This is a genomic window from Zhengella mangrovi (genome assembly GCF_002727065.1).
GTDB classification, from domain to species: Bacteria; Pseudomonadota; Alphaproteobacteria; order Rhizobiales; family Rhizobiaceae; genus Zhengella; species Zhengella mangrovi.
The window spans coordinates 1-822 of the sequence record NZ_PDVP01000061.1; the positions used below are offsets into that span (position 1 = coordinate 1).

Annotated in this window: 1 protein-coding gene; it reads right to left on the minus strand. The window is 65.6% G+C overall.

What is annotated here, in order from left to right; all coding sequences use genetic code 11:
- Positions 1–822 (minus strand): TolC family protein (locus tag CSC94_RS23975; protein WP_133123111.1); only part of this gene is annotated, 822 nt, incomplete at both ends.

Sequence of the window (822 nt, forward strand, 5' to 3'; positions counted from 1 at the left end):
CCCTGGCCGGACAGGCCGACATAGTCGGACCAGGCCTGGCGCAATTCCCGTTCGACGTCATGCCGCATGTCCTGGGCCGCATAGGTCGCGGCGGCCGTTTCGAAACGGGCCCTCTGGACGTCGGGCATGGACCGGGCATCGAGCAGGGGAACATTGAGCCGGACGCCGATCGACCAGGTATCGTCCGTTCGCTTCAGGCGATCCTGTTCATAGGCGGCATACATGGAGACTTTCGGGAGATATTTCCCGAATGTCTCGCGCGCGGCATAGCCGGCCGCGCTGGCCGATGCGAAGGATGCCCTGATCCGCGGATTGCGGCGCATGGCGGTCTGGATCAGGTGTTCGATGTCCTGTTCGCCCAGCCCGATCGCATTGGCATGGTAGGCCATGTCCGGCGGAAGGGATTGCAGGCCGGTGATCGAGCGATACCGGATCCCGGCTTTCTCTTCCGCCGTGCGCGCCGCCTCGAGATCGGATTCGATGAAGGACAGTTCCGCCCGTGCCAGGGCCACGTCCCCGGTATCGGCAAAGCCGCGGCTCTGCGCGCGCCCCGTCAGGTCGACGAGATGGGCGATGTTGGCCCGCATCGACTTCAGCGTCTGGCTGCGCTTGCGCGCGAGCAGCAGGTCGAGATAGGCGGCCGCGGCTTCGGCGAGGACCGAATTCTCCTCCGCCAGCACCCGGTAGTCGGCTGCCAGCGATTCCGCCTTCGCCCGCTTCACCCCGAAGTACCGGGTTCCCATGTCCAGCAGGGTGACCGACGCATCCAGCGACATCGTCTCGCTCGTCTGGCGCCCGGACAGCGTGGTATCCTTGAAATAG